The following is a 19,800-nucleotide window of genomic DNA, read 5'->3' on the forward strand; positions in this document are numbered from 1 at the left end:
CCTAGCCCTTGAGGCCTTGGGTTGAAACGCCTTCGACGATGTAGCGCTGGAAGATCAGGAAGAACACCAGCACCGGCAGCAGGGCGAGGACCGACATGGCAATCATTGCGCCGTAGTCGGAGGACTGTGTCTGGTCCACGAACAACCGCAAGGCGAGCGGGAGCGGATACTTTTCCGGGGTGTTGAGGTACAGCAGCGGACCCAGGAAGTCGTTCCAGCTCCAGATGAAGGAGAAGATGGACGTGGAAATCAGTGCCGGCTTCATCAGCGGGAGCATGATCGAGCCGAAGATCCGCACATGCCCGGCACCGTCGATGCGCGCTGCTTCGTCCAGTTCAGCAGGCAGGTTCCGCATGAACTGCACCATCAGGAAGACGAAGAAGGCATCGGCTGCGAGGAACTTGCCGATCAGCAACGGCACGTACGTATCCACCAGTCCCAGCTGCTGGAACACGATGTACTGCGGAATGATCACCACGTGGAAGGGCAGCAGAAGGGTGGCAATCATCATGCCGAAGAACAAGCCGCGCCCCGGGAAGTTGATCCGGGCGAACGCGTAGGCGGAAACACTGGCGGAGAGGATGGTCCCCACCACCGCCCCGACGGCCAGGACCAACGAGTTGGTGAAGAACGTCAGCGTGCTGACCCCGCCGATCCCGTCCATGGCGGTGATGAAGTTGTCGAAGCTGAAGTTGGCGGACCACAGGGCTGTGTTGCCGCCGCCGATCTCCGAATTGGGCTTGAAGGATGAGGCAATCATCCACAAAGCCGGATACAGCACGATCGCTACCAGCGCCAGGGCGACAACGTGGAAGATGATGCTCTTGACGCGCTTTGCCGTTCCGGATTCCGACTTTGGGTTGTAGGCGGGAGCCGGTGCGGGCGCAGGTGCCGACTGCATGGGAGTTGCCGTTGTTGTCATTTTGAATCACCGCTGTAGTGGACCCACTGCTTGGACGTCTTGAAGAAGATCAGCGTGATCACGCCGACCACGATCACCAGGAGCCAGGCCATCGCCGAAGCGTAGCCCATCCGGAAATCGCTGAAGCCGCGCAGGTAAAGGTAGAGCGTGTAGAAGAGGGTGGAGCCGGCAGGCCCGCCTTCACCGTTGGAGATGATGTAGGCCGAGGCGAAGATCTGGAACGCGTGGATGGTTTCCATCAGCAGGTTGAAGAAGATCACCGGCGACAGCATGGGCCAAGTGATGTTGAAGAACTTCCGCACCGGCCCGGCACCGTCCATGGACGCTGCCTCATAGAGATCCGCCGGGATCTGCTTGAGGCCGGCCAGGAAGATAACCATCGGAGCACCGAACTGCCAGACGGTGAGCAGGATCATCATGGGCATCGTCATGGAAGGGTTGCCCACCCAGCCGCCCAGGTTGATCCCGAAGAAGGACAACCCCTGATCCACGGGTCCCGAGTCACCGAACATGGCTTTCCAGACGATGGCGATCGAGACCGACGCGCCGATCAGGGAGGGAGCGTAGAACGCTGAACGGTAGAAGCCCTGGCCCTTGCGCTTGCTGTTGAGCAGCATGGCGATCGCCAAAGCGGCTGCGAGCTTCAACGGGGTACCGAAGACCACGTAGCTCAGGGTCACTCCCACCGATTGCAGGAAGCGCTCGTCCTGGAAAAGGGTGGCGTAATTGTCAAAACCTATCCACTTGGGAGCTTCGAAGAGGTTGTAGTTGGTAAAGGAGAGGTAGAGCGAGGAAATCATGGGCCCTACGGTGAGGGCGATGAATCCGAGCAACCAGGGCAAAAGGAACGTGTAGCCGGCGCGGGCATCCGCGCCGCGCCGCCGCGACTTGCGCGGTTGCGGGGCGGCGGACGTCCGGGGGCGCCTGCTCAGGGTTGGGCTTTGAGTCACGAGTTACGTCCGTTGGTTGGGGAAAGCCTGTATCAGGCGTTCTGCTTGATGAGGTCTTCGGCTTCCTTGAACCACGCGTCTGCGGCACTGTCCACGGTCAGCTTGCCGTAGTTCAGTTCAGAACTGATGCGCTTGAAGGAAGTCTCCAAGGTGCCGAAACCGACGATCGGCGGCTCGGGAGCATCTTTGAGGTACTTCTCGATGGACTTCTCGTAATCCACCACCAGCTTGTCCGTGCCTTCGAACGTGGTGCCGTCGCGCTGGGTCTTCGACGCCGGAACACCGCGGGAGGTCTTGAAGATCTGCCCCACCTCGGGGTCGTTGACCATGAAGTCGATGAAGCGGGCGGCTGCGTCCTTGTACTTGGTCTTCGCGCTGGCAACCATGAGCATGGAGGGCTTGAGGAAGAGCCCCAGGTTGTCCGGATCGTCCGACGGGACAGGAACCAGTTTCAGTTCCTTGGCGCCGCTGTCAGCGAGGTATCCGGCCATGAAGTTGTCCCACGTGACCTCGGTTGCCGTGACATTGGAGCCAAAGGGAGACTTCGGCAGCAACTGGGTCACCTTGTCCTCGCCCACAATGGCCCCGGTGCCGCGGAGGTCGGCGGCCAGGTTCCACCACTTCTTCAGGTCGTCCTTGGAGAAGCCCAGTTTGCCTTCATCGGTGAAGGCCTGGATGTTGTTCTGACGCAGCCAGATGTTGAAGTTCCACCACACCCCTGTGTAGTCGGTACCACCGAACAGCGTGCCGTTGCCCTTGGAGCCGACCTCCGTGAGGAAGGCGTTGAATTCCTTGTAGTTCCAGCTGCCGTCCGGTTCCGCGATGCCCAGGGACTTGAGCTTTGCGGGGTCGTAGTAGACGGCGAAGGCGTTGGTGCTGGTGGGGATGCCGAAGGTCTTGCCGCGGATCTGCCCGGAGGGAAGAAGGGACTTGTCAAAGGCGTCGGTGTTGATCTTGACCGTGCTGAGGTCCAGGAGCTGGTTGCGCTGGCCGTAGTCGCGCAGGTAGGACAAATCCCACTGCATGACGTCCGGCAAACCGCCGCCTGCGGCTTCCGTGGCACGCTTTTGCCAGTACCCGTTGAAGTCGGTGAAGTTGCCGTTGACCTTGATGTCCGGGTTCTTGGACTCGAACAGCGCTATGGCCTTGCGGGTGCGCTCCGCACGGTCGTCGTTGCCCCACCACGTGTAGGTGATGGTCACCGGATTCTCGGCAGAACCGGTCTGTCCCGCCGACGAAGACTGCCCGCAGGCGGCGAGGAACGCAGCCGATGCCGCGCCCATGGCCACCGTGGTGAGGAAATTCCTTCTGTTGATCATGAGAGCCTCCTTGCTCAGTCGGTGCAAGCCCCATGTGATCCGTCCAACGTGGCAGTGATCTCGCTTACACTCTTTCTGAAACGATACAATAGCCCCAATCGGAGATCTGGGCAAGCGTTTTCCAAGAAGGGTGGTTTTCAGGTTTCCGGCCGCACCATGCCCCGCATATCCCTGCCAGCACCGCAGAATCGACGAAGGAGTCCCCTTGCTTTCACCTGAAACACCACGCGGTCCGTCCGTTTGGAGCAGCGTCCCCGGGCTTGGGTACGGCGGTGACTACAACCCCGAACAGTGGCCCGAACACGTCCGGCTCGAAGACATCGATCTGATGAAAGAGGCCGGCGTCAACCTGCTGAGCGTTGCCATCTTTTCCTGGGGCCTCCTTGAGCCAAGCGAAGGCAATTACGACTTCGCGTGGCTTGATGATGTCCTGGACAATCTCCACGGCGCGGGCATCAAGGTGGCCCTGGCCACCGCCACCGCTTCTCCCCCGGCATGGCTTGCCCGCAAGCATCCCGAAATCCTTCCCGTCACTGCGGAAGGAACCCGGCTGGAACGGGGCTCGCGACGGCACTACTCGCCGTCGTCGTCGGTGTACCGCCGGTACGCCACAACCATGACGCGGGTCATCGCCGAACGCTACAAGGACCACCCGGTGCTGGCACTGTGGCACGTCGACAACGAACTCGGCTGCCATGTCGGCGAGTTCTACGGCGAGGAGGATGCAGCCGCTTTCCGCCTGTGGCTTGAGCGCCGCTACGGCAGCATTGATGCGTTGAACGAAGCGTGGGGCACAGCCTTCTGGTCCCAGCACTATGCATCCTTCGACGAGATCATCCCGCCGGGCCTGGCCCCCACCACGCTCAACCCGGGCCAGCAGCTGGACTTCGCACGCTTCAACTCCCGGGCCTTCATGGACTACTACCGCGAGCTGCTGGCAGTACTGCGCGAGGTCACCCCCGATGTCCCGGCAACCACCAACTTCATGGTCGCCAGCGCAACCAAAACCCTGGACTACTTCGACTGGGCCAAGGACATGGATGTCATCGCCAACGACCACTACCTGGTGGCCGCCGATCCCGAACGGGAAATCGAACTCGCCTTCAGCGCCGACCTGACCCGCGGCGTCGCCGGCGGCAACCCATGGATCCTCATGGAACATTCGACGTCGGCCGTGAACTGGCAGCCTTACAACCAACCCAAGATGCCCGGCGAAATGCTGCGCAACTCACTGGCCCACGTCGCGCGCGGAGCGGACGCCGTCATGTTCTTCCAATGGCGCCAAAGCAAGGCCGGTTCGGAGAAATTCCACTCGGCCATGGTGCCGCACGGCGGCCGCAACACCCAGGTCTGGCGCAACGTGGTGGACCTCGGGGACGCCCTGCGCAGACTGGAGCCGGTCAAGGGTTCGCGCGTTGATTCGCACGTTGCCATCGTCTTCGATTACGAGGCCTGGTGGGCTTCCGAGCTCGACTCGCACCCCAGCCAAGGCGTCAAATACCTGGACACAATGCGGGCATTCCACCGCGCCCTGTACCTCCGCGGCGTGACCGTCGACTTTGTCCACCCCTCCGCGGACCTGGGCGGTTACGACCTCATCCTCGTTTGCACGCTGTACTCGGTTACGGACGAAGCCGCCGGGTCCGTCGCCGCCGCAGCAAGCGACGGAGCAACCGTCCTCATCAGCTACTTCAGCGGGATCGTGGACGAACGCGATCACATCCGGTTGGGCGGCTACCCGGGCGCGTTCCGGGAACTGCTGGGAATCCGGACCGAGGAGTTCCACCCGCTCTTCCCCGGCACGCCGGTGACCTTGAGCGATGGAACTGCCGGCTCGGTGTGGAGCGAACAGGTACAGGCGCTCGAAGCCACCGAGGTCCTTTCCACGTTCACGCACTACCCGCTCGAGGGCGTACCTGCCGTGACACGCCGGGCCACGGGCGCCGGCTCGGCGTGGTACCTCGCGACCCTCCCGGATGCGGACGGCGTCGATGCACTCACCGCGCGCTTGCTGGAGGAGGCAAAGGTGACCTCGGCAGCGGAAGCTTCTGCCGCCGTCGAGCTTGTCCGCCGCCGCTCCGCGGACGGCCGCAACTTCCTGTTCGCCATCAACCACAGCCGGGAGGACGTGGCGGTGAAGTCCGACGGCGTGGAGTTGCTGGGCGGCCAGCGCTTCACGGGCGTTGTGCCTGCCGGAGCCGTGGCTGTCATTGCCGAAGACTGACCCAAGCAGGTCGCAGCAGGGCGCGTTCTGAACGTTCTCAACGCGCTCTAATGCGACCTGGTTGGGGCTGGGGACGCGAAAGCGCCCCGGGCGAATCTTTACGATTCACCCGGGGCGCTGAGGGAAGTGCGCTGAGGGATGCGGTGGAGCTAGGCCCCGATCGCGGACTTCATTTCATCCGAAGCCTTCTTGCCCGCTTCCTCGGTGGAGAGCCTGTTGAACAGGACCTCTGAGGTGTAGCGCTTGATGATCTCCTGGATGGCACCGGCGCCCTTCGGCGGAGCGGCGGGAGCTTCACCAAGCTCCGGCTGGATCTCGCTGATGAAGTCCACCACCTTGGCGTCCGCGGGAGCCAGCTTGGTCTTGATCGCCTCGCGGACATCCGAGTTCGGGTACACACCGCGGTCAGCCAGGAGGATCTCGCCGGCCTTGACGTTGTTGGTCAGGAAGTCGATGAACTTGGCGGCCTCTTCGGGGTGCTTGGTCCGCGATGAGGCAGACCAGAACTGTGAAGCCTTGTACCAGAGCCCAACATCCTCAGCCCTGCCGGTCTTGGACGGGAAGCGGAGGATCTCCAGCTCGCCGCCGGAAGCCTTCTCCAAGGCAGGCAGCTGGTTGGACCACCAGAAGGCCATGCCGTTCTTGCCGGTTGCCAGTCCGCTCTGGTCAAGCGGCGCGGCTTCAGCTTCGATGATTTCCGACGCCGACGGTACAGCCTTCTTCTCGCTCAACTTCTTCAGGTTGTCCCAGTAGCCGGCGATGTCGGACGGCTCGAAGCCGAGCTTGCCGTCTTCGGTGTAGAGGGACTTGCCGTTTTGGCGCAGCCACACGCCGAGCGACGCTTCGTCAGTGCCGTAGGCTGCTGCACCGTAGGTGCCCTTGGGGGACTTCTCGGTAACCTCGGCGGCGATGCGCTCGAAGTCATCCCAGGTCCAGGTCTTGTCATCCGGGAGCTCCACGCCGGCGGCCTTGAAAACGGCCGGGTTCGCGAGGATGGTTGCTGCGTTGATGCCGGCGGCAATGCCGGTGAGGCCCTTGGGACCCTTGCCCGCATTCAGGGCCGCTTCATCGAGCTTGGAAGTATCGATCTGGTACTTGGAGAGGTCAAGCAACGCGCCACGGCTGGAGTATTCGGTGATGTACTTTTCGTCCATCTGGATGATGTCCGGGGCGTCGTTGGCCGCCACCTGCGTGGCGAGCTTGTCCCAGTAGCCGGACCAGTCGCCGTATTCAGCCTTGATGGTGATATTCGGGTTCTCCGCTTCGAAGGCCTTGATGGCTTCCTGGGTCAGCTGTGCGCGCTTGTCCCCTCCCCACCAGGAGAAGCGAAGCTCCACCTTGCCGTCGGCACTCTTGGCCTCCGACCCTCCACCACAGGCGCTGAGGGCCAGGACGGCTGCCGCCGTGGCTGCGATAATGGCGGAGGCGCGAAGTTTGCGCCCGGACTTCCTGGCCTTGGGCTCCTGCGCGCGCGTCTCCGGCGATGCTGCGCGGGCGACTGCTCCACCCTTTGGAAATAACGGCACTGTAGTCTCCGATCCTCTTTGATCCACTGTGGTGAGAAAGCGTTTTCTCATTAAATTTATGATACAAGTCACAAGCTTGTGTGACAAGTATTTCTCGCTGGCTGGATTGCGTGGGAGGAGCCGGCGCATACCGACCCCTCCCCGCAGGCGGGGCGCCTGATTGGTCTATTTGATGCCCGTGGTGGCGATGCCCTTGATCAGGAACCGCTGGCCGAACAGGAACACCAGGAAAACGGGAAGCAGGGACACGATGGACATCGCGAACAGCGATCCCCAGCTGGTGGCGGACTGCGAGTCCACGAACGCGCGGAGGGCAACAGGAACCGTGAACATGTCCGGATCCGTCAGGTAGATCAGCGCGCTGAAGAAGTCGTTCCACGTCCAGATGAACGTGAAGATGGTGGTGGTGGCCAGGGCCGGGACCATCAAGGGAAGAATGACGCGGAGGAAGATCCTCGGATGACCGGCACCGTCGATCCTGGCGGCCTCGTCAAGCTCCTTCGGAATACCGCGAATGAACTGGACCATCAGGAAGACGAAGAACGCGTCCGTTGCCAGCAGCTTGGGAACGATGAGCGGCCAGAACGTGTTCACCCACCCGATCTGGGAGAACAGGATGTACTGCGGAACGATCACCACGTGGAACGGCAGCATGATGGTCAACAACATGATGCCGAAGAAGAGCTTCTTGCCCGTGAACTGAAGCCTTGCGAACGCGTACGCGGCCATGGAGCACGAAATCAGGTTGCCGATGATCGAGCCCAGCACCACGATCGCCGAGTTGACCATGTAGTGGCCGAACGGGTGAGTCAGCGCAGACCAACCGTCCGTATAGTTGCTCATCTCCAGGTTCTGCAGCCAGAGGCCGGGCTCGCGGAAGATGAGGTCGTTGGGCCGCAGGGAGGAGACCACCATCCACAGCAGCGGGTAGATCATGATGCCACCCACCAGGATCAGGATGGCGTGCTTGATGAGTCCTTTGACGCGTGCGTTCCGGCTGAAGGCAAGGCCTCCGGGTGATTCACGGCGGCGCGGGGTCTTGCCGGGCTTGTCGGCGGAAGAACCGGATGCGGGAGGCAGGGTCTGAGTTTTAGTCATCGTAGAACACCCAATACTTTGAAGCGATGAAGTTGATGGCCGTGAAGGCACCGATGATGACCAGCAGGAACCAGGCCATCGCTGAGGCGTAGCCCATGTCGAACTGGCCAAAGCCCTTCTGGTACAGGTACAGCGTGAAGAACATGGTGGAGTCCGACGGACCGCCGTTGCCACCGGAGACGATGAACGCCTGCGTGAACGACTGGAAGGATCCGATGATCTGGAGCACGAGGTTGAAGAAGATGATCGGGCTCAGCATGGGAATGGTGATCCGCCAGAACTTCTGCATGGTGGTGGCACCGTCAACTTCGGCAGCCTCGTAGTACATGTTCGGAATCTGCCGAAGGCCGGCCAGGAAGATGATCATGGGGCTGCCGAAGGTCCACACGTGCAGCAGGATGATCGAACCTAGTGCGGTGTTGGGGTCAGAGATCCAGCCCGGGCCTTCGATGCCGATCATGGCAAGGACCTGGTTGACCAGGCCGGTGGTGCCGAAGATCTGCTTCCACAGGATGGCAACGGCCACCGAGCCACCCAGGAGCGAGGGCAAGTAGAAGATGGAGCGGTAGAACGGGAGACCACGCAGCCCCTTGTCCAGGACCAGCGCAATCAGCAGCGCCACGGCCAGCTGCAGGGGAACACCCACCAGGACGTAAGTGAAGGTGACCCGCAGGGAGTTATGGAGCCGCGCATCGCCGAACATGCGGGCGAAGTTGTCCAAGCCAACCCAGGCCGGCGGCTGCAAGAGGTTGTAGTCCGTGAAGGACAGGTAGAGCGACATCAACATGGGGCCAACAGTGATGACCGCCAGGCCAAGCAACCAGGGCAGAAGGAAGATGTAGGCGGCCTTGTTGTCGCGGCCGTTCGCCTTCTTCTCTTCCTTTGTCATGGGACCCTTGCGTCGGGTCATCGATGAGAGTTCACCAATCGCGCTCATTGCGTCCTCCCTGCGAGACCCTGAACGCCCGACGGCGCCTCAGGGTGATGCTTTTCGGCCATGTGGTCTCCTTTGGTCATCGTGGCCTGCCACGGAATTCGTGCTGGGACTTGCTGCCTTCCGGGACCGCCGGAGAAAACCGGCGCTGCCCTCTGATTTTCCGGGATTTCGATCCCGACGTTCAGCGGCTCCGTACCAAAGTAAACGTTTTCTTGACCCATGTACAGCCTTTTGCTAATTTTTGAGAAAGCGTTTTCTTAGTAGCGCCAATGCAAAGTTTTCCCCACGCTGAAGAAGCTCGGCGTGCGGTTTCGCACACCCTCCGCCCAGCGAAGCAGGACTCCCATTGTTTCCTATCAACCCAGTTCCCCAGGGCCCGTCACCATGCCGGTGACTGAAACGGCGGAACGCCCCGGCGCAATCGCCGGGTACGAAGATTGGCCGGACTACGCCGCGCGCAACACCGGTCCGGGTACAGGCTTCGAGGGAAGTTCGCCGGCAGCCCGGCAGCTTGCCCTGACGTTGGGCGTCCCCGCCGTCAGCGGGAACCTCGATTACACGGTGCACCGGGAAGTGGAACACGACGGCGTGGTCACCTCACTCCTTGGCTGGCAGACCGGTTTTGGACCCCGGACCGCCGCGTGGTTCGTGCGCCCCGCCGGACCTTCGGGCCCCCTGCCCGGGGTCCTTGCCCTGCACTGCCACGGCGGCATCAAATCCCACGGTGCCGAACGGCTGGTGGCAATGCCCGACGGCGGAACCTCCTCCGCGCATCAGCCCGGCCCCGTGCCAGCGGGCTTGCGGACGACATTGTACGGGGGACGTCCGCTGGCAACCTGGCTCGCCCAGCAGGGCTTCGCGGTCCTGGCCCACGATGCCTTCATGTGGGGCAGCCGCGGTTTCACCCTTGACCCGCTCCCCTACCGAACGGCGCACGCCGTTGCCGGACAGGAGGCACTGTGGCGGGAGGCCGGCGTCGTACCTTCACCGGCAGAACGGTATAACGAGGCGGCCGCGGCGCACGAGGAAACGGTAGCCAAAGCCGCTGCCCTCATGGGTACCACTGTGGCCGGGACCGTGGCCCACGACGACCTTTCCGCGCTCCATGTGCTGGCCGGCCTTCCCGGAGTGGATCCGGAGCGGCTGGGGTGCATCGGGTTCTCCGGCGGAGGCGGCCGGGCCTTGATCCTCGCCGGCCTCAGCCCGCTGGTGCGCAGCTACGTCGTCACATGCATGATGACCACCTTTGCCTCGCTCCTGCCCGCCTACCTGGACGCCCACTCCTGGCTGCTGCACTCCCCCGGGTTGGCGGAGCTGGGCGAGTGGCCGGACATCGCGCTCCGGTCCCGGGCCGAGTCCGTATTGGCGCAGTATGCGCTTCGGGACGGCCTCTTTCCCGAGCAGGGGATGCGAGACGCGCACTCGTACCTCTCCCACCATCTGCCCGGCAGGTACACCGGCACCTTCTGGGACGAGCCCCATGTGTTTACCCCGGCCATGCAGGACGAGGCTGCCGCTTTCCTCGCGTCCGGGCTGCGCGAAAAACGACCCCATGCCACCCCACCTTCAACTGATCCCGCTAGGACGGCCCCATGACCCTGCCCGCTACCGTGCCCGAACCATCGCTGTCTCCCGGCCGCCTCCCCCGCATCGCGTTGGTGGGCGTGCACGGCTTCGGCGAACGGCACCTCGACAACATCGCCCGCCTGAGCTCGGCAGGCAAACTGGAACTCGTGGCGGTGGCCGATCCCGTGCCGCCGGCCGATGGCCGGCTCCCCGCAGGAGTGGACGTCTTTGACTCGCTCGAGGCCCTCCTGGCCGCTTACGGCACTGACATGACACCCGACGTCGTCATCATTTCCACCCCCATCCAAACCCACGCCCCCTTGGCCCTCAAAGCCCTGGCGGCCGGCGCGAATGTCTACCTCGAGAAGCCTCCCGTGGCGTCCATGGCGCATTACGAAGAAGTCCTGGCCGCAGCGCGTGCGGCGGGAAAGCTTGTGCAAGTGGGTTTCCAGAGCCTGGGTTCGCACGCCGTGCCTGCAATCCGGAACCTCGTGGAAACTGGCGCGATCGGCGAGGTACGGGGCATCAGCGCCACGGGGGAATGGCTGCGCACCAAGGCCTATTTCAAGCGCTCCCGCTGGGCAGGAAAGCGCCGCCTGGACGGAGTGGACGTGGTGGATGGCGTTGCGACCAACGCACTCGCCCATGCGGTTGCGACGGGGCTGCGCCTCGCCGGAGCGGAGACGGTGACCGATGTCCGGTCCGTGGACACCGACCTCTACAGGGCAAACGACACCGAGAGCGACGACACCACGGTGGTCCGGGTGGCCACCGCCGGGACCGTGCTCACGTGCGCCCTGACCCTCTGCGCGCCCGTGCAGACTGCCCCCGCCGTCACGGTGTACGGAACGCTGGGACAACTCACGTTCTCCTACACCGAGGACCGCGTGGAGATCACGTCTCCGGAGGGAACAAGGATCCAGGACTTCGCCCGGACGGACTTGCTGGAGAACCTCATCACAGCCCGCTCCGAGAAGGACCTGCTCAGTCCCCTCGCCAAAACCGGGGCCTACGTGGCGGTGCTGGAGGCCATCCGGACCGCCGAGGCGCCGCGGCTCATCGACCCGGCCCACATCACCTGGGTGGGTGAAGGCGATGATGCCCACGCTGTTGTCCACGACATCGGGTCGTGGATCCGGCGCGCCGCACTCGGGCAGGCAACCTTTGCCGAGCTCGGTGCCCCGTGGGCGTCCCCCGCAACCCGTCCTGCCGCAAGCATTGATGGAACCACGGTGGCCGTCTTCCAGGACGGCAGCAGCATCCGGCCCACGTCATCGCCGCGGCCCTACCTGCATCCCGTCAGCACCCTGGCGGGCACGGTGGTGACCGATCACGTCCCGGCGGACCACGTCTGGCATCTCGGCGCGGGAGTAGCCGTGCAGGACGTGAACGGCATCAATTTCTGGGGCGGCCGCACTTACACCCGTGACGCCGGCGCCTACGTCTGGCGCAAGGATCATGGCCGGATCGTCACCGAATCGGTTGACCACGGCGACGGCAGGCGGTTGGAACAGTTGAGCTGGGTTGGCCCGGACGGCACGCGTCTGATCGGCGAGCAGCGCGAGTGGCGCTGGTCCGCCGTCGGGCAGTCCATCTGGCAACTGACGCTGGACTTCACGCTTCAGACGGCCACGGACGGGACGGTGCTGCTGGGCAGCCCGGGTTCGAACGGCAGGCCGCAAGGCGGCTACGGTGGATTCTTCTGGCGCCTGCCCAAGGTTGCGGACGCCACCATCTGGACTGCTGACGCGCGGGGTGAGGATGCCGTCCATGGCAGCGTTGCGCCGTGGCTGGCCTGGTCGGGAACGTTCGACGCCGGAAGTCCGGCAGGCGTGCATGGCGCTGAATCTCTGGGCCACCCGGCAACGCTCGTGTTCCGGGCGTCCCCGCAGGCTCCCGACCCCTGGTTCGTCCGGCACTCGGGCTACCCGGGCGTGGGGCTCTCCCTTGCCTGGGAATCCCCCGTGGCCGTGGAACCCGGCAAGCCCATCCACCGCACCGTCTCGGTCCTGATCGCCGACGGCTTCCTGGCTTCACAAGACATTGACCAACTCATCGCAACGTTGGGGGAAACGGCATGACCGCTCAAACGCAGACGACCCGCACCATTACCGCGTCCCGCACGGCACCCGGCAACGCCGCCGACCGTGCCATCAAACGCCGCCGCGTCCTGGACATCCTCGACGCCTCCGGCCGGGACGCCCTGCTGCTGACAAGCAACACCGCCCTGACCTGGTACCTGGATGGCAGCCGGGTGCACATCAGCCTGGCCGGTGACCCCATCGCCGCCCTGCTGGTTGACCGGACGGGCGACCACTTGGTCACGTTCAATAATGAAGCAGGACGGATCGCTGCCGAGGAACTGCCCGCGGACGTGAGCCTGCATACCGTTCCTTGGCACGGACCGCTGCACGCCACAGCCGCCGGCCTGGCCCCGGACGGGAACCCGCTGCTGGAAGGGGACGTCACCGCGGAATTGCGGGCTGCCCGGCAGCAACTCCTCCCTGCGGAGGCAGCCCGCTACGCTGCCTTGTCTGCCGATGCCGCCGCAGCGATGACTGATGTCCTGGGCGAAGCGACCCCTGACACCACGGAGTTTGAACTCGTTTCCCGCCTCGCTGCCCGCGTGGTGGCCGCGGGTGCCGAGCCGTTGGTCCTGCTCTGCAACGGTGCCGGGCGAAGCGATTTCCGGCACCCTCTGGCCACCCATTCCCCCATCGGGCGGCGGGCGATGGCCGTGGTCTGCGCTCGACGTGATGGCCTGGTGGCCAATGTGACCCGGTGGGTGGCCTTCGACGCCGGCAGCCCTGCGGAGTTGGACGCAGAGGCCCGAATCGCCGCAGTTGAGGCAGATATCTTCCGCGCGACTGTCCCCGGGGTACGGCTGAATGAGGTTTTCACGGAGATCCAGCGGGCCTACGAACGTCACGGCTTCGGACCCGAGCAGTGGACGCTGCACCACCAGGGCGGCCCCGCGGGCTACGCCGGCCGGGATCCACGGGTCACCTCCGCGGTGACGGACACCATCGTGCTGAACCAGCCCTTTACGTGGAACCCCTCGGGCCCCGGGGTGAAGATCGAGGACACGGTGCTGCTCACTGACAGCGGGTTGCAGATCCTCACCGTGGACGAGCGGTGGCCCACAACGGAAGTGGACGGCCGCCGTCGTCCGTTGACGTTGCGTCCGTAGGCACCCAACGCGACAACGCAAAAGCGGCGGGTCACCGGAAAGGTGACCCGCCACCTTTTGTGTTCCCCCGCCCAAGTAAGTAGCAGTTAAGCGCGTTCTGACGGCTGAAAACGCGCTTAACTGCGATTCAGTTGGGTGCTTTAGCCAAGCTGGAGCACGCCGTCCACCCGGCGCGGGACGCCGAGCGGGTTGGACTCGTGCAGGGCGGGGTGCAGGATGCTTTCGGGAGCGTCCTGGTAGGCAACAGGCCGCTGGAACCGGCGCACAGCCGTGGCTCCCACCGAGGTGAAGAGGGAGGTGGTGGCCGGGTAGGGGCCCCCGTGCTGCTGGGCCCAGTTCACCGCGACGCCGGTAGGCCACCCCGCGAACAGCACACGCCCGGCCAGTTCGCTCAGTTGCTCCACCAAAGCGGAGATGTCCTCGCCCGGCTGGGAGTGGACAGTGGCGGTCAGGCTGCCGGGTACCTTGGCGAGGGCCTGCGACAACTCGTCCTGGTTGGCGTACTCGATGAGCAGCGTGGTGGGGCCGAAGCACTCCTCCAGCAGCTCCTCCGGCCGCTCCACCACGTTCGCCGCGGTGGTCGCGAAAACCACGGGGGCGGCGCCGTCGGCAAGCGCATCCTGCTCAGCGGTTCCGCTGACCAGCGTGACGCCGGGCAACTCGGCGACGCCCCGCAGCCCGTGCGGGAACGCTTCCGCGATGCGTTCGGTCAGCATCGCTGCTGCGGGCTTGTCCTTGCTGGCTTCGGCCAGGTGCGCGGCGAAGTCGGTGCCGGCTGGGATGAAGACGAGTCCCGGTTTGGTGCAGAACTGGCCGGCACCCATGGTGAAGGAACTTCCAAGGCCCGCGGCGAGTTCCTCGCCCCGTTCGGCCACTGCCGCTTCCGTGATAACCACGGGGTTCAGGCTGCCCAGTTCCCCGTAGAACGGAATGGGGTCCGGGCGCGAAACAGCGAGGTCGAACAGTGCGCGCCCGCCGGGAATGGAACCCGTGAAGCCGACGGCCTTGATGGCGGGATCCTGGACCAGGGCAGTGCCGGCTTCCCGTCCGCTGACCAGCGCGAAGATACCCTCCGGCGCGCCTGCTCCCACGAGCGCCTCGCTGACGATTTCCGCGGTCCGCTCGGAGAGGCGAAGGTGCCCGGAGTGGGCCTTCACGATCACGGGGCAGCCGACGGCGAGCGCTGAGGCGGTGTCTCCGCCTGCCACGGAGAACGCGAACGGAAAGTTCGACGCCGAGAACACGGCTACGGGGCCAACCGGCCTGAGGATGCGGCGCAGGTCTGGCTTGGGCGGGGTGGCGCCCGGATCGGCATGGTCAATGACCGCTTCGAGGTACGAGCCCTCGGTGATCACCTTGGCGAACAACCGCAGCTGCCCGCTGGTCCGCGCCACTTCCCCCGCCAGGCGGACTGTGCCGAGGCTGGTTTCGGAATCGGCAATGGCCACGAGTTCGTTCACGTTCGCGTCCAGCGCGTCGGCGACGGCGGTCAACCACGTGGCGCGTTCGGCGTCGGAAGCTGCTGCGGTCACTTTGAAGGCGGCTGCCGCTGCTTGCGTGACCGCCGTCAGGTCAAGAGTTGCTGTACTCAATGTGCATTCCTTTGTTTTCGGAGCTCTCGCTTGCGGGCGTCATGGAACCGAAATCGAAGCCGAGCCCGGGACGCCCCCCGGAACTGAGCCTGCTGTTGCGGATATGGATGGGCGATGATCCGGCCAGGATGCCCAATTGCGCGAACGAAGCATCCTCGACGTCTTCGACCTTGACCGCTTCTGCCATGGTCAGTGCCAGTTGGCCGGACAGCTCGGGCAGAAGGTGCGGGGCAACCCTGATGCTGTTGGCCCGGGCAAGTTCGACGATCCTCCGGAACGGGGTAATGCCGCCCACGCGGACAATGTTCGGCTGGATGATGTCCACGGCTTCTGCCTCGATGAAATCCCTGAAGCGATAGATCGTGTGGACGTTCTCCCCCAAGGCTATGGGCACCGGCGAGTGCTTGCGCAGCCTCCGGTAGGCCCAAAGATCGTCTGCACGGATTGGTTCCTCCAGCCATTCCAGGCCATAGCAGGCCAGGGCATCCAAGGCCCTGAAGGTATGGGCCAGGTCCCACCGTTGGTTGGCGTCGATCATGAGCAGGCGGTCCGGGCCGATCACTTCCCGGACAGCAGCCACCCGTTCGGCGTCCTCCCGCAGCTCGGGCTTGCCAACCTTGATCTTGACTGCGTTGTGTCCGGCCGCCACCCACCGTTGGGCCTGCTCCACCAACTGCTCCAGCGTGTAGTGCAGGTTCACCCCGGAGCCGTAAACCTCTACGGATTCCTGCCTCTGGCCAAGGAACCCGGTGATGGAGGTGCCGGATTGCCGTGCCAGGAGGTCCCACAGGGCGAGGTCCACGCCGGCCATCGCGATGGTGGTCAGCCCTCCCCCGCCGGCTTCGTGGAGCCGTTTCCACAACTGGTCCCACACGATTTCCGGGTTGGCTTCCACACCGGAAATAAAGGGAGCAATGTCGTGGTCCAGCAGGGCCTTTACAGCGTGGGGACCAATGGTAGGTGTCCAGGAGAAACCGTGGCCCCTGCCGCCGTCGTCCGTGGACAGTTCGGTGACAATCACGTGGTTCTCCGGCGCCTCGGTTCCCCAGCTGCGCAGCAGCGGAACGGTGATAAGCCGCGTGGAGAGTCCGGTGATCCTCGCAGTCATCAGCTGCCGGCCAGCTCGTGACCCTTGGCCAGGATCGCCTTGAGCTCCAGCAGCTGCTCTTCGGTGGGATCAACCAGCGGCGGGCGGACGGAACCAACGGGAAGCCCGGCGAGGCGGAGTCCGGCCTTGATGAGGGAGACACCAAAGCCTGGGGTCTGGTCGCGGAGCCGGACCAGGGGTGCGTAGAACCCCTCAAGCAACGCATTGCGGCGGTCTTCGTCGCCGGCGACGTAGGCGTCATAGTAGGCCTTGGCAATCTCCGGAGCCATGGCAAAGGCAGCCGAGGAGTACAGCGGGATGCCCAGTCCCCGGTAAGCGCCCTGGGTGAGTTCCGCGGTGAGGAGTCCGTTGAACAATGCGAAGTCCTTGCGGCCGCTGGCGTTGATGGCAGACACAATTTCCTGGGCAAGGCCAACGTCGCCGATCCCGTCCTTGAAGCCCACAACCTTGGGGTTGGCGGTCAGGCGGGTCATGGCTGCCGCGGTGAACTTCGCCGTGCCGCGGTGGTAGACAATGACGGGAAGGCTGCTGGCAGCGGCGACGGCCTCAACGTAAGCCACTACGCCGTCCGTCGGCCCGGAGACCAGGTACGGAGGCAACACCAGGAGTGCGTCGGCGCCGGCTTCCCCGGCCACCTTCGCAGCGGCGATCGCGTGGCCCAGCGGGCCTCCCGCACCGGCGACGACCGGAACCGCGCCGGCAACGACCTCGACGGCGGCAGTCACCACGGTGCGGATCTCATCGAGGGAAAGGGCATGGAATTCGCCCGTGCCGCATGCTGGGAACACACCGCCCGGACCGAACGGCAGCCGTGAACCGATGTGTTCCTTCAAAAGCTCCACATCAACTGAGCCGTCTTCGGCGAAGGGTGTGACGGGGAAGAAAAGTACGCCGTCGAAATTCATGCTGTCTCCTTGCTGGTTGCGCCCGCAGGCACAAGCCCGCGGTTGTTCTCGTCCTTGAGTACTGCTGTGTCTGCGCCGTCAAAAGGCGGGGTGAGTTCGGTGCGCCAGCTCCGCTTCGGTTCCCAGCCCAGAAGGGTGCGTGCCTTCTCGATGGAGAACGCTGGACTGGTCCCCGTGAGGTGTTCCGTGAGCGGGCCGCTGCCGGGCAGGAACTGCGGCAGCAGCTCCGACAGTGGCGCGGCAGCCAAGGCATCCTTGGCCCCCACGAAGAACGTCTGCCCGTTCGGAATGGAATCCATCTTCGCCAGGAGCACATCCAGGAAATCAGCAACATCCCTCGCGTCAACGTAGTTGAACAGTGCGGGAGCGGACAGCGACGGATCCGCCAACCGCTCGCGTACCGTGTGGCCTTGCTGCGTCAACGCGCCCTCCCACTCCTCGGGCGAAATGACGTAGCAGGGGCGGAACGCCGCGTAGCGGATCTTGTCCCCCTGGGCGGCGGCAAACATCCGGATTGTTTGCTCGGCGATCAGCTTGGACAGCGCGTACGCGTTCCAGGGTGTTGCCGGCGTGTTTTCGTCCAGCGGGAACGACGGCGGCAGCCAGCCTTCCGGGCAGCCGTAGCCCAAGGCGGTGGGGCTGCTGGCCGTGACGATCCGGCGAACGCCAACTTCTGTTGCTGCGCTGATGACGGCGAACGCGAGCCGCGTGTTGGTGCTGAAGATGACGTCCTCAGGAGCGCTAAAGGGGACAGCGATGGCCGCGAGGTGGATGACAGCGTCCGGCGCCGTCTCGCGAATCAGCCGTTCGGCTTCCCCCGGCGCCAGAAGGTCGGCGGTGTACTGCACTGCGCCGGCGGGCAACTGCTCTGCGGGGATGGCGTCCCGGTCGACCGAAAACACCTCATGTCCGGCGGCCGCGAGTCCGGCGACGACGCTGCGGCCAAGCCGGCCGGAACCGCCGGTGACGAAAATCCTGCTCATTGGTTAGTCCTTGTTGTCAAAGAAGCTTTAGCCCTGGCCGCGGCTGAGGTCGGCCCCGAGGCCAAGCTCGCTGATGCGGACAGGAAGGTCGGTTTCGAGGGACTGGTTGCCGGCAATGCCAACCGAGACGGAGCGGAGCCCATCGATGTAGCCGGACGGTCGGCCCAAAGGGTCCACGCCGGGTCCGTTGAAAAGGTCGGAGAGGAGCAGGTTGTCGCCGCCGCCGTGGCCGCCCTCTCCATTGATGATCGGGACTTCATAGGCGGGCTCCCAGTGGCGCTGGACCACCAGGCGCTCCCCGTTACGCCGGACCGCGTCTTCCTCCTCAACCGGGGTAGCGCTCGGGTCCACCACGGTCTTCTTGTCGGTGCTGAATTCGACGGCGGCGCGCTCTACCACTTCGAGCTCGGCGCGGCCCTCGGTTCCGTTGACGCTCACCCGGTAGCCCTCCCAGGGGCTGTGCGCATTCAGGGAATAGCTCAGGGTCGGACCGCCCTGGTAGTCCACCACCAGCGCAAGATTGTCCTCGATGGTGATGCCGTCGGTGAACACGTCCTGGTCACGGCGGTACCCATCGAACTTTTCGTTGTCGTAGTACAGCGCCTTCAGCCGTTCGTCGTCGCGGAGGTCCAAACGGAAGGGATCGCGTTCCAGGCCGTCCACGGTTCCGCGCTCCGGACGGGCACCGAGGCCGCGCTCGCTGGCGTTCTTGTCCCCGTAGAAGCGAAGGCCGCCGGAGGCAAAGACGCGCTCGGGGACATCGTCGATCCACCAGTTCACGAGGTCGAAGTGGTGGGAGGCCTTGTGGATGAGGAGGCCGCCGGAGTTCTTCTTATCGCGGTGCCAGCGGCGGAAGTAGTCGGCGCCATGCACGGTGTCCAGCACCCAGCTGAAGTCGATGGACGTCACTTTGCCGATCACGCCGCTCTGGATGATTTCCTTGAGCGCTGAGTTGCGGGGCGAGTAACGGTAGTTGAACGTCACCACCACGTTGCGGCCGGTTTCGGCCACTGCGGTGGTGATGCGGCGGCAGCCTTCAACATCAATGGTGAGCGGCTTTTCAACCACGACGTCGGCACCGGCCTCGAGCGCTTCGACGATGTAGTCCGCATGCGTGTAGTCAGGCGTGGTGACGATGACGCGCTCGATGCCGTTGGCCTGGATGAACTCCGTGAGCCGGGCGGGCTCGAAGGATGCTACCGGAGCCGGCGCGCCGAGCTCCTGGATAAGGTCCTGGTAGAAGTCCACACGGCCCGGGTTGACGTCGGACAACGCCACGAGTTCTGCCACGTCGGAGTGCTGGCCGTAGATGGCCCTGATGTACATCTCGGAGCGGCCACCGGTGCCGATGAGGGCGATCCTGGTCCGGTGGGCGGAGGTGTTCGGGGATGCCGCAGCAGCGACTGGTTGGGTCTCGGCGGTGTCGACGTTGACCATGGGGAAATGCCCCTTTCCAAAGGCAGGAATGAACCGCTTGACG

At 64.3% G+C, this 19,800-nt stretch carries 15 protein-coding genes; 4 read left to right on the top strand and 11 right to left on the bottom strand.

All coding sequences use genetic code 11. The features are described 5' to 3' along the window. Nucleotide 1 precedes the first annotated feature (1 nt). Genes RI444_RS17445 through RI444_RS17455 form a run of 3 tightly spaced genes read right to left on the bottom strand, consistent with a single transcriptional unit; the run spans nt 2 to nt 3,191 of the window. Nucleotides 2–922 (bottom strand): carbohydrate ABC transporter permease, encoded by a 921-nt coding sequence (locus RI444_RS17445; RefSeq protein WP_069695902.1) that lies wholly within the window; start codon nt 920–922, stop codon nt 2–4. Next, nucleotides 919–1,872: a carbohydrate ABC transporter permease gene (locus RI444_RS17450; RefSeq protein WP_021474333.1), complete on the bottom strand. Its 954-nt coding sequence runs from the start codon at nt 1,870–1,872 to the stop codon at nt 919–921. Before RI444_RS17450 ends, RI444_RS17445 begins: the two co-directional genes overlap by 4 nt. Nucleotides 1,873–1,904: 32 nt before the next feature. After that, entirely contained in the window at nt 1,905–3,191 is a 1,287-nt protein-coding gene (locus tag RI444_RS17455) for an ABC transporter substrate-binding protein (RefSeq protein ID WP_021474332.1), read from the bottom strand. Between the two features lie 205 nt (nt 3,192–3,396). Between RI444_RS17455 and RI444_RS17460 the strand changes: the two genes are divergently transcribed. Next, nucleotides 3,397–5,415 carry a beta-galactosidase gene (locus RI444_RS17460; protein WP_207605594.1) on the top strand — a complete coding sequence of 673 codons (2,019 nt, stop codon included), beginning with the start codon at nt 3,397–3,399 and terminating at the stop codon, nt 5,413–5,415. Nucleotides 5,416–5,564: 149 nt separating this feature from the next. Here the strand turns inward: RI444_RS17460 and RI444_RS17465 are convergent, their stop codons facing one another. The 3 genes from RI444_RS17465 to RI444_RS17475 form a co-directional block, all read right to left on the bottom strand. Beyond that, nucleotides 5,565–6,941, bottom strand: coding sequence for an ABC transporter substrate-binding protein (locus tag RI444_RS17465; RefSeq protein ID WP_207605593.1), 1,377 nt, complete (start codon nt 6,939–6,941; stop codon nt 5,565–5,567). 165 nt (nt 6,942–7,106) lie between these two features. Further along, a complete protein-coding gene (locus RI444_RS17470; protein ID WP_207605592.1) occupies nt 7,107–8,039 on the bottom strand; it encodes a carbohydrate ABC transporter permease in 933 nt (310 codons plus the stop codon). After that, entirely contained in the window at nt 8,032–8,976 is a 945-nt protein-coding gene (locus RI444_RS17475) for a carbohydrate ABC transporter permease (protein ID WP_021474328.1), read from the bottom strand. The genes RI444_RS17470 and RI444_RS17475 overlap by 8 nt, the downstream gene beginning before the upstream one ends. A 384-nt stretch (nt 8,977–9,360) precedes the next feature. Here RI444_RS17475 and RI444_RS17480 point away from each other — a divergent pair, with 384 nt between their 5' ends. From RI444_RS17480 to RI444_RS17490, 3 genes are read left to right on the top strand one after another with little or no spacing between them, the layout of a single operon-like run. Next, entirely contained in the window at nt 9,361–10,572 is a 1,212-nt protein-coding gene (locus RI444_RS17480) for an acetylxylan esterase (protein WP_069695904.1), read from the top strand. Then, complete coding sequence (locus tag RI444_RS17485) at nt 10,569–12,623, top strand: DUF6807 family protein (protein WP_207605591.1); 2,055 nt, start codon at nt 10,569–10,571, stop codon at nt 12,621–12,623. The genes RI444_RS17480 and RI444_RS17485 overlap by 4 nt, the downstream gene beginning before the upstream one ends. Then, nucleotides 12,620–13,732, top strand: coding sequence for a M24 family metallopeptidase (locus tag RI444_RS17490; RefSeq protein WP_207605590.1), 1,113 nt, complete (start codon nt 12,620–12,622; stop codon nt 13,730–13,732). Before RI444_RS17485 ends, RI444_RS17490 begins: the two co-directional genes overlap by 4 nt. Before the next feature lie 140 nt (nt 13,733–13,872). On the opposite strand, the gene RI444_RS17495 is transcribed toward RI444_RS17490, so the two are convergent. From RI444_RS17495 to RI444_RS17515, 5 genes are read right to left on the bottom strand one after another with little or no spacing between them, the layout of a single operon-like run. Beyond that, nucleotides 13,873–15,324, bottom strand: a complete 1,452-nt coding sequence (locus RI444_RS17495) for an aldehyde dehydrogenase (NADP(+)) (RefSeq protein ID WP_207605589.1) — start codon at nt 15,322–15,324, stop codon at nt 13,873–13,875. After that, nucleotides 15,305–16,432, bottom strand: coding sequence for a mandelate racemase/muconate lactonizing enzyme family protein (locus tag RI444_RS17500; protein WP_207605588.1), 1,128 nt, complete (start codon nt 16,430–16,432; stop codon nt 15,305–15,307). The genes RI444_RS17495 and RI444_RS17500 overlap by 20 nt, the downstream gene beginning before the upstream one ends. Beyond that, on the bottom strand, nt 16,432–17,337 hold the full coding sequence (locus RI444_RS17505) for a 5-dehydro-4-deoxyglucarate dehydratase (protein ID WP_062097823.1): 906 nt from the start codon (nt 17,335–17,337) through the stop codon (nt 16,432–16,434). Before RI444_RS17505 ends, RI444_RS17500 begins: the two co-directional genes overlap by 1 nt. After that, nucleotides 17,334–18,320 carry an NAD-dependent epimerase/dehydratase family protein gene (locus RI444_RS17510; protein WP_069695908.1) on the bottom strand — a complete coding sequence of 329 codons (987 nt, stop codon included), beginning with the start codon at nt 18,318–18,320 and terminating at the stop codon, nt 17,334–17,336. Before RI444_RS17510 ends, RI444_RS17505 begins: the two co-directional genes overlap by 4 nt. 27 nt (nt 18,321–18,347) lie before the next feature. After that, a complete protein-coding gene (locus RI444_RS17515) occupies nt 18,348–19,757 on the bottom strand; it encodes a Gfo/Idh/MocA family protein (protein ID WP_179012875.1) in 1,410 nt (469 codons plus the stop codon). Nucleotides 19,758–19,800: the final 43 nt, after the last annotated feature.

The sequence above is a fragment of the Paenarthrobacter sp. AT5 genome (assembly GCF_032764245.1).
In the GTDB taxonomy this organism is placed as follows: domain Bacteria; phylum Actinomycetota; class Actinomycetes; order Actinomycetales; family Micrococcaceae; genus Arthrobacter; species Arthrobacter ureafaciens.